Annotated in this window: 5 protein-coding genes; 4 read left to right on the forward strand and 1 reads right to left on the reverse strand. The window is 71.5% G+C overall.

What is annotated here, in order from left to right:
- Positions 1–1,533: 1,533 nt before the first annotated feature.
- A complete protein-coding gene (locus tag D6718_12955) occupies positions 1,534–1,737 on the reverse strand; it encodes a hypothetical protein (protein RMG43108.1) in 204 nt (67 codons plus the stop codon).
- A gap of 306 nt (positions 1,738–2,043) precedes the next feature.
- Here D6718_12955 and D6718_12960 point away from each other — a divergent pair, with 306 nt between their 5' ends.
- The 4 genes from D6718_12960 to D6718_12975 all read left to right on the forward strand — a co-directional run bounded on the left by D6718_12960 (position 2,044) and on the right by D6718_12975 (position 9,001).
- Positions 2,044–3,174, forward strand: coding sequence for a lipopolysaccharide heptosyltransferase family protein (locus D6718_12960; protein RMG43109.1), 1,131 nt, complete (start codon positions 2,044–2,046; stop codon positions 3,172–3,174).
- A gap of 95 nt (positions 3,175–3,269) precedes the next feature.
- Complete coding sequence (locus D6718_12965; protein ID RMG43110.1) at positions 3,270–6,923, forward strand: methionine synthase; 3,654 nt, start codon at positions 3,270–3,272, stop codon at positions 6,921–6,923.
- Between the two features lie 130 nt (positions 6,924–7,053).
- Complete coding sequence (locus D6718_12970; GenBank protein ID RMG43111.1) at positions 7,054–8,013, forward strand: MoxR family ATPase; 960 nt, start codon at positions 7,054–7,056, stop codon at positions 8,011–8,013.
- A gap of 10 nt (positions 8,014–8,023) precedes the next feature.
- Positions 8,024–9,001, forward strand: a complete 978-nt coding sequence (locus tag D6718_12975) for a DUF58 domain-containing protein (protein ID RMG43112.1) — start codon at positions 8,024–8,026, stop codon at positions 8,999–9,001.
- The last annotated feature ends 136 nt before the right edge of the window (positions 9,002–9,137 follow it).

Raw genomic sequence — 9,137 nt, forward strand, 5'->3', positions numbered from 1 at the left:
GCATGGTAGGTGCTCCCTCGAAGGTGGGTAACCCTGCGCATGCCGTTGATATGCGGCCACTTCGTCCCGATGCTCTGGCGTCGATCCGTTCGAGAGCGCGAACCTCCGCACTTCCAACGACTTCGGCGGAAGAACGCACCGTTGGGGATGCACTTCACGAGGCATGGGGGGTGCTTCCGCGACGGTGCGCGCCGCCGCCCAATTCCATGACAACCCGTAGCTTTCGCGCTCCCTCACTCCTCGAGCGGTGAGTTCGGCCGGAACCTCCGAAGCCACAACGACTTGCAGCGGAAATCGCGCCATCGAGGGTGCGTGTCCCGAGCCCCGCGAGGAGCCTCTCCCGTGGTGCGGAACGCCGTCCAACCGGTTGAGGAGCAGGGAGTTGCGGCTGCGGGTCGGTCGCGGCGGGGCGATTTCGGGGGAAGCCTCGATCTTCGTGCGGTCCGGCGCCGATTCGCACCGCCGAGGGTGCTCCCAGCGAGGCTCGGGTCCGGTCTTCTCCTGGCCGCGAGGGCCGGTCCGGCTCGTTTCTCCTCGGCCGGTCGGCTGCCGGCACCTCCCTCGACGGGAGCGCGGTACGACGAGGGCCGGCCGGTTCGCAGAAGCGGGCGCGGGGTGCGAGCGACGACGGGGACCGCTGCACCGAAACTGCCGGCCCCTCCGGGAGCGGGTGCGGAAGGAGCGGCAGGAAAGGTTCACGCGGGGGCGGCTGCCGGGCCCGCGGCGCGGGAGCGTTCCGCCCGGCGTCACCACAGCTCCTCAACCTGCGGCCTCGGGTGAAGGCGATCGGTGAACGGATCCGGGTAGGGGGGCCACGGTTGCGTTTCCATCCTCGCGAAGTGGACGGGCCGCGAGCGCTCCGGGTGTCGCCATCGCCGTCCCGGCAGGACCACCGCTCCGGCAACGGTCCCACCGCCCCCACGAGTGCGGGGCGCTCGAGGTAGCGTCGGATCGGCCAGCCGATCCGCTTCGTCTCTTCGACGCTCCGCCAGCCGGCGAGGATCCGGAAGGCGGAGCAGTCGAAGACGGTCACCGGGGGGACGCTGGGTGTGGGGAGGAGCACTCGCGCCGGGGGCCGCTCGCCGGCGAGTCCGGCGAGGTCGCCCAGGACGAGGCCGTCGGCATCGAGACAGCGGGCGCGGTCCGAAAGGCCGCACTATGCGGGGACGACCCAGCGGAAGTTCTCGAAGTGGGTGAACCACGCCCCCCGGGGGTCGCCCTGCACCGGGGTTCCGGTGCCCCAGGTTGGCGCCCCATCTCCCAGCCGTCCCAGGGAGGCCCGAGGTCGTGACGCATCTCCACGGCGTCCACCGGGGAGGCGGTGTGGGCCACGATCGAATGGAGAAGCACGCGCTCGGACGCGAAGCGACGCGGTTCGCTCCCGACGAGCACGCGGAGAGCCGGCCTTTCCGCCGCGCAGGGCGCCGTGACGAACATGACCTCTCCCGGACGCGTGGTCCCGAACAGGAACAGCTCGAAGCGGCGCCCGAAGCGCTCCGCGCACCTTGCCCCGGGCCGGACGAGGAGGTGCGCCTAGCGGCCGTCGGGGAATCGGGGCACGGCGGGGCGCGTCGAGGCGACCACGAGGGCGGCGCGCCCGATCACCCGGGCGAGATCGTCGAGGACCGCCTCCGGGCGATCCGGCTCCACATGTTCGATCACGTCGATGCGGACGACGAGTTCGGCGGGCTGCGGCAGCGCGGCCGTTTCCGGAAAGGCGGACTCGTAACCGCGCACCGGGCGTCACGACGCCCTGGCGAGCGACTGCTTGCCGCAGGCGCCGTCGGGGGTGTCGGCGGCCCCGAATTTGTCCGCCGCCTGCTCGACAATCGAGGCCCATTCGGCCCCGGTGGCGCCCCGGCCGGGATCGGCGGCGGGCGTGAGAGCGATCTGGCGCCGGTACTCGTCGGCGATCACCGGTTCGGTCGTGTCCGATCGGCGGTTCGCGGTGGCCCGCAGGCTCCCGCGGCGCTCGGGATGGCGCAGGCCCCTCCGACATGAGGCGGCGCGGCGCCGAGGTTTCCCCGGTGACCGGTGGTTAGAATGGCCGCCGTCCGGGGCGACGCGGGGGCGCCGATGGTTTCCTTCGAGGCCGTGCACAAGCGGATCTCGCGCGGGACCCGCCGGCGCCTCGGACGAGTGCTCGCCCGGTGCCTGGCGGCGCCTCCCGCCGTGCCGCCGGAGAACCTGCCCGAGGATCCGCGCATCCTCGTCGTCCGCCTCAACTACAGGATGGGAAACCTGCTCCTGGTGACACCGGCGCTGCACGCTCTCGCGCGCCGCTGGCCCCGTGCCCGGATCTTCGTGCTCTGCGGAGACCGGTACGCTTCGCTCCTGCGGGGCAATCCGGACGTCCACGAGATCTGGCCGCTTCCCCGCCCGCGCTACGGAACGCTCGGGACGATCGTGCGCTATCTGCGGCAGCTGCGGCGCACGCCGTTCGACCTGGCGATCGACGGTGGGCGCGGGGGGTCGCTGACGGGAGCGCTCGCGGTACGCCTTTCGGCGGCTCCGCTGACGGTTGGAGGTGACGGCACACCGTACGCACCGCTGTTCTCGCTCCGGGCTCCGCCTCCCCCCGCGGGGAGCCATCGGATCGAGGGGCTCCTCGGGATGCTGCGCCTCGTCGGAGTCGAGGGGGTGGACCCGCGGATGTGGGTCCACCTCGACCGATCGGAGCGGCGCTGGGCGGCGGAGCGCTTCGCCGCCTACGGCCTGGCCGGAACGCGTGTCGTCGGCTTGAACGTGGGCGCACGGGGCGACAAGCGGTGGCCATTCGACCGCTTCCTGGAACTCGCGGGTCTGCTTCGCCGGCGACCGGACGTTCGTTGCCTGCTCTTCGTCGGGCCCGAAGAGGAGCGCCGCTTCCGGGAAGCGAGCGGGGGCCTGCCGGAAGGGATCGTTTGCGATCGCACGTTCGATCCCCGGAGATTCGCCGCTCTCCTCGAACGCTGCGACGTCGTGGTTTCGGCGGACACCGGACCGATGCACCTGGCGGCGGCCGTAGGAACGCCCGTGGTGGCCCTCTTCCGGCGCGACAACGTCGAGGAGTTCCGGCCGCTGGGGCGCGGCCACCGCGTGCTCCACGATCCGTCCGGTCCGGAGGTCGAAGCGGTGCGCCGTGCGGTCTGCGAGACGCTCGACGGGCCGGCCGGGGCGGCGCGAACCGAATGACGCCGGCTCCGCGGGCCGACCGGGCCGGGCGGCTCGCTCGCGGCTAGACTCTGGGCGGTTCCGGCCGCGATGTCGCGGCGGGTTGCGGAGGCCGGATGTCCCCGACCGACACCCTGTTCGAGCTGCTGAGCCGCCGCATCCTCGTCCTCGACGGGGCGATGGGGACGATGCTCCAGGCCCAGGGGCTGGGAGAGGAGGATTTTCGCGGCGACCGTTTCAGGGATCACCCGGTCCCGCTCGCCGGCTGCAACGATCTCCTCGTGCTCACGCAGCCGGAGCTCGTGAGCTCGATTCACGACCGTTACCTCGCCGCGGGTGCCGACATCATCGAAACCAACACTTTCAACGCCACGCCGATCGCTCTCGCGGACTACGGGCTCGGCGATCACGCCCGGGAGATCAACCGCGCGGCCGCCGAGCTGGCGGTCCGGGCCGCGAGGCGGTGGACCCGAGCCGATCCTTCCCGGCCTCGCTTCGTCGCCGGATCGGTGGGTCCGACCAATCGCACCGCGTCGATCTCGCCCGACGTCGAACGACCCGAGGCGCGGGCGATCGAATTCGACGCTCTCGTGGCGGCCTACCGGGAGCAAATCCACGGCCTCGTCGAGGGCGGGGTCGACCTGCTGCTCTTCGAGACGGCGTTCGACGTCCTCAATCTCAAGGCGGCCCTGTACGCGGCGCAGGAATCGTTCGAGGGCGGCACGCCCCGCGTTCCGCTCGCCGCCTCCCTCACGATCACGGACCGGAGCGGGAGGACCCTCACCGGCCAGACCCTCGAGGCCGCGTGGGTCAGCATCGCGCACCTGCCGCTCTCGGCGGTGGGTCTGAACTGCGCGCTCGGCCCGGAGCAGCTGGCCCCGCACGTCGAGGAGTTGTCGCGACTCGCGCCCCTTCCCCTGCTGTGCTACCCCAACGCCGGACTGCCCAACGAGATGGGAGGGTACGATCTCGAACCGTCGCGCATGGCCGACCAGCTGGCCGAGTTCGCCCGGGAAGGCTGGGTGAACGTCGTCGGCGGCTGCTGCGGCACGACCGACGAGCACATCCGGGCCATCCGGTCCGCCGTCGAGGGGGTCCCCCCCAGGCGTCCGCCGCAGCCGAGAAGACTCACGCAGCTGTCGGGGCTGGAGGCCTACACGATCTACCCAGGCGGCAATCTCACGATTATCGGGGAACGGACGAACGTCACCGGTTCCCGTCGCTTCGCCCGCCTCGTTCGCGACGGCGAGTTCGAGAAGGCCCTCGAGGTCGCGCGCCAGCAGGTGAAGGGCGGAGCGAACGTCCTCGACGTGAACATGGACGAGGGATTGCTCGACGCCGAGGCGGCGATGACCACCTTCCTCCGGCTGCTCGTGGCCGACCCCGAGGTCGCCCGGGTTCCGGTGATGATCGACAGCTCCCGCTTCCCGGTGATCGAGGCCGGGCTCAAGTGCCTGGCGGGGAAGGCGGTGGTCAACTCCCTGAGCCTCAAGGACGGGGAAGAGGAGTTCCGCCGGCGCGCGCGAATCGTGCGCCGCCACGGGGCCGCGGTGGTCGTGATGGCATTCGACGAAGAGGGGCAAGCGACGACGGCGGAGAGGAAAGTCGCCATCGCCGAGCGTGCCTGCCGGATCCTGATCGACGAGATCGGGTTTCCGCCCGAGGACGTCATCGTGGACCCGAACATCCTCACGGTGGCGACGGGTATCGACGAGCACAACGACTACGCCGTCGCGTTCCTCGAGGCGGTGCGCGAGATCAAGCGGCGTTTGCCGGGAGTGAAGACGAGCGGGGGCGTGAGCAACATCTCGTTCGCTTTCCGCGGGAACGACGCCGTGCGCGAAGCGATGCACGCCGCCTTCCTCTACCACGCCGTCCGGGCCGGGCTCGACATGGCCATCGTCAACGCCGGCCAACTGGCGGTCTACGAGGAGATCGAGCCCGAGCTGCGGGACAGGGTGGAGGACGTGCTTCTCAACCGGCGTCCCGATGCCACGGAACGGCTCATCGCATACGCGCAGAGGGCGCAGCGGACGGCGAAAACGGCCCGGTCCGACGACGCGTGGCGGAACCAACCGCTGGAAAAGCGGCTCGAACACGCGCTGGTGGGCGGGATCACCGCGTATCTCGAACAGGACCTGGAGGAGGCGCTGCGGCGGTACAAACGCCCGCTGGAAATCATCGAAGGCCCCCTGATGAAGGGGATGAACGTCGTCGGCGACCTGTTCGGCTCCGGGAAGATGTTTCTCCCGCAGGTGGTCAAGAGCGCTCGGGTGATGAAGAAGGCGGTGTCGTTCCTCGAGCCCTACCTCCAGGCGGGCCGTGACGGACCGCCGGCCGCCAGGGGCCGCGTGCTGCTCGCCACCGTGAAAGGCGATGTGCACGACATCGGCAAGAACATCGTCGGCGTCGTGCTCGGCTGCAACGGGTTCGACGTGATCGATCTCGGGGTGATGGTTCCCGCCGAGCGGATCGTCGAGGAGGCCCGCCGCAGCCGGGCCGACGTCGTCGGGTTGTCGGGTCTGATCACTCCGTCTCTGGACGAGATGGTGCACGTGGCGGAGGAGATGGAGCGGAAGGGTCTCAGGGTGCCGCTGCTCATCGGCGGCGCGACGACGTCGCGAAAGCACACGGCGCTGCGGATCGCACCCGCCTACGGAGGCCCGACGATTCACGTTCCCGACGCTTCGCGGGCGGCCGACGTGGTCGCCCGCCTCCTGGACCGCGACCGGCGGGCCGAACTGGTGGAGGCGAACCGGGAGCAGGCGGCACGGTTCCAGGAGAGGGGCCGGACCTCCCGGCCCGCCCTGCTCACGCTCGCCGCGGCGCGGGAACGGCGGCCCCCTCTCGAGCGCAGCCCGGCTCCGGCGCCCCCCTTCCTCGGGGCGAGGCCCGTGGAAAGCGTCGGGGTTGCCGCCCTGATCCCGTACATCGACTGGACGCCGTTCTTTCACGTCTGGGAGCTGCGCGGCACTTACCCGTCCATCCTGGACGATCCGCGCTACGGCGACACGGCGCGCGAGCTCCACGCGGCGGCGCGCGCGCTGCTCGAGGAGATCGCCGCACGCGAGTGGCTCCGCCCCCGGGGCGCGTGGGGCTTCTTCCGAGCCCGGTCCGATGGTGACGACGTCGTCGTGTTCGATCCGGAGCATCCCGGCCGGAAGCTGGCGAGGTTCCATTTCCTGAGGCAGCAGCGCGACAAGGGTCCGGAGTCGGTCCAGTGGTGCCTCGCCGATTTCGTCGCGGACGCCGGCGACGACCACATCGGCCTGTTCGCGGTCACGGCGGGGGAGGGTCTCGACGAGCTCGTCCAACGGTTCCGGGCCGATCACGACGAATACCGGATCATCATGGCCAAGGCGCTGGCAGACCGTCTGGCGGAAGCGTTCACCGAGAAACTGCACGCCGATGCCCGGAGGGCCTGGTACGCTCCGCACGAGACACTGGCGCCCGGAGAGCTTCACCGCGGGGGCTACCGCGGAATCCGTCCCGCGCCCGGCTACCCCGCCTGTCCCGATCACAGCGAGAAGCGGACCCTCTTCCGGCTGCTCGAAGCCGAGAGCCGCGCCGGGATCCGGTTGACGGAGAGCTGTGCCATGACCCCGGCGGCCTCCGTCTGCGGTTACTACTTCGCGCACCCGGAATCCCGCTACTTCGCCGTTGGAGAGATCGGCCGCGACCAGCTCGAGGACTACGCGGCGAGGAAGGGGATCGAGCCCGACGAGGCGGCCCGCTGGCTGTCCTCGAATCTCGCCCGGGACGCGGACTGATCCCATCCGGCGCGGCTCGACGGAGGTCGTCGCCCGACCGATATTCCCGCATGACGCGCGAGACGCTGTCCCGGCGCCCCGGGGCGGGGCGGCGCAGGCGCGCTTCGGCGTCGCGAGCGGAGGTGCCGGCATGCGGGCCGCGGCCGCCGTCCAGGGCGAATCGCTCCGGACGATCGAACGACTCCAATCGACCCTCGGCGAGGTGTTGCGGGGCAAACCGGAGGTCGTCCGGCTGGCCCTCGTGGCTCTGCTGGCGAGGGGCCACCTTCTGATCGAAGACGTCCCCGGTGTCGGCAAGACGACCCTCGCTGCAGCACTGGCTCGGGCCACCGGGGCGCGGTTCGCCAGGATTCAGTTCACCTCCGATCTGCTTCCATCCGACGTGGTCGGGGTTTCCATCCTCGACCCGCGAACCCGCCGGTTCGAGTTCCGTGCCGGGCCCCTCTTCGCCAACGTCGTCCTCGCCGACGAGATCAACCGCGCCACCCCCAAGACGCAATCGGCGCTTCTCGAGGCGATGAGCGAACAGCGTGTCACGGTGGACGGTGTGACCCGGGCGCTCCCGGATCCCTTTTTCGTCGTGGCGACGCAGAATCCGCTCGAGCACCACGGAACGTTCCCCCTTCCCGATTCCCAGCTCGACCGGTTCATGGTGAGGACTCGCGTCGGCTACCCGGCCCCGGAGGAGGAGCGCGAGATCCTGGCCGAGGAACGGCACCGGCGGCGGGAAGAGGCGGTGGAGCCGGTCACCCGGCCCGAAGAGCTGGTGGAGATCCAGCGGGCCGCCGAACGGGTCCGGGTCGACACCTCCCTCCTCGACTACATCGTTTCCCTGGCCCGGGCCAGCCGGAGGCTCCCGGGGATCGCGGTGGGCGTCTCACCGCGCGGATCGCTGGCCCTGGTCCGCGCCGCCAAGGCGCTGGCGCTGATCGAGGGTCGCGACTTCGTGATCCCGGACGACATCCAATCGCTCGCCGTCCCCGTTCTCGCCCACCGGCTCGTGCCGGCGGCCGCCGACCGCTTCGACACGCGGGAGGAGGCCGAGGCGGCGGTTTGGGAGCTGGTCCGGTCGGTGCCGGTGCCGCGCTGAGGGCGGTCGGTTGTTCGGCGCCTCCCGGTCCGCGGCACCGGACGCCGCCTCCCGCCGGGAGCGGTCCTGCCGTGTCCGCGTTTCCCCGTGGCCGCGCAGCACGCCTCTCGGACGCGCGGCAGCCTTTCTGGCGCTCGGCCTTCTCTTCGCCGGGCTCAACACCGGCAACAACCTCTTCGATCTGATCTTTGCGGTGCTGGCGGCGGGGGAGTTGGTGGGCTTCCTCGCGGCCGGACACCTTCTCAGGTGTAGCCGCGTCGAACTGCGGGTCGCGTCCCGGGGGACGGCGGGGCGGCCGCTCCCGGTGGTGGTCACGATCCACAACGGATCGCGCAGGCGGACCTTGCCGGCGCTCCGCTGGATCGTCGACGCCGGAGGGGCGCGAGGAACGGTCGTCACGCCACCCGTTCCTCCCCGCGGGTCGGGCACCGGGAGCGGTTCGGTCACGCCGCCGGCGCGCGGCCGGCTCGCCGTGAGGCGTCTCGAGGCGCAGACCGATTTCCCCCTCGGCTTGGCGCGCCGCGTCGTGAGGGCCGTTCCCCTGCGGGAGGCGTCCGCCCTGATCGCTCCCCGACCGCTCGAGGCGGCGCCGGAGGTTCTCCCGCGGCACCGGCGCTTCGTGCCCGTGGCAGCGGCGTGGAGGCGCCCGGGGGAGGAGCCTTTCGACGCGAGGCCCTACCGGCCGGGAGACGATGCCCGCCGGATCGACTGGAAGGCGACGGCCCGCTCGCCCCAGGTGATCTGGCGCGACCGTCGCGGGTCGCCGCCGCCGGAGCTGATCGTCCGTCTCGACCGCTCGGGTCCGTCCGGACCTGCCTTCGAGGACCGGGTCTCTCGGGCCGCCGGGGCGCTGGAGGAGGCGCTCCGAACGGGCCGGCCGGCGCGGTTCGTGTCGGACGAGATCGCCGTCGACCTCCTCGATCCTGCCGATCGAACGGCGGTGCTCGACTATCTGGCTCGCGTCGAACCGGTCGGGGGGACGCCATGAGCGGCCGCCCCGCCCACGCGCCGGCCGATCTTCTCCCGGTCGCCGTCGGATCTTCCGCCGCTTTCGCTGCGGGGGCGCTGGGACCGGCGGCCTTTGCCGTCTGCCTCGCGGCACTGGCGCTCGGCGTGGCACGGGC

It is taken from the genome of Acidobacteriota bacterium (genome assembly GCA_003696075.1).
GTDB lineage: Bacteria > Acidobacteriota > Polarisedimenticolia > J045 > J045 > J045.

What these genes read in the sequence shown, in the direction of transcription:
- D6718_12960 (RMG43109.1), top strand. Translation starts at nt 2,044, where the DNA reads ATGGCCGCCGTCCGGGGCGACGCGGGGGCGCCGATGGTTTCCTTCGAG.
- D6718_12965 (RMG43110.1), top strand. Translation starts at nt 3,270, where the DNA reads ATGTCCCCGACCGACACCCTGTTCGAGCTGCTGAGCCGCCGCATCCTC.
- D6718_12970 (RMG43111.1), top strand. Translation starts at nt 7,054, where the DNA reads ATGCGGGCCGCGGCCGCCGTCCAGGGCGAATCGCTCCGGACGATCGAA.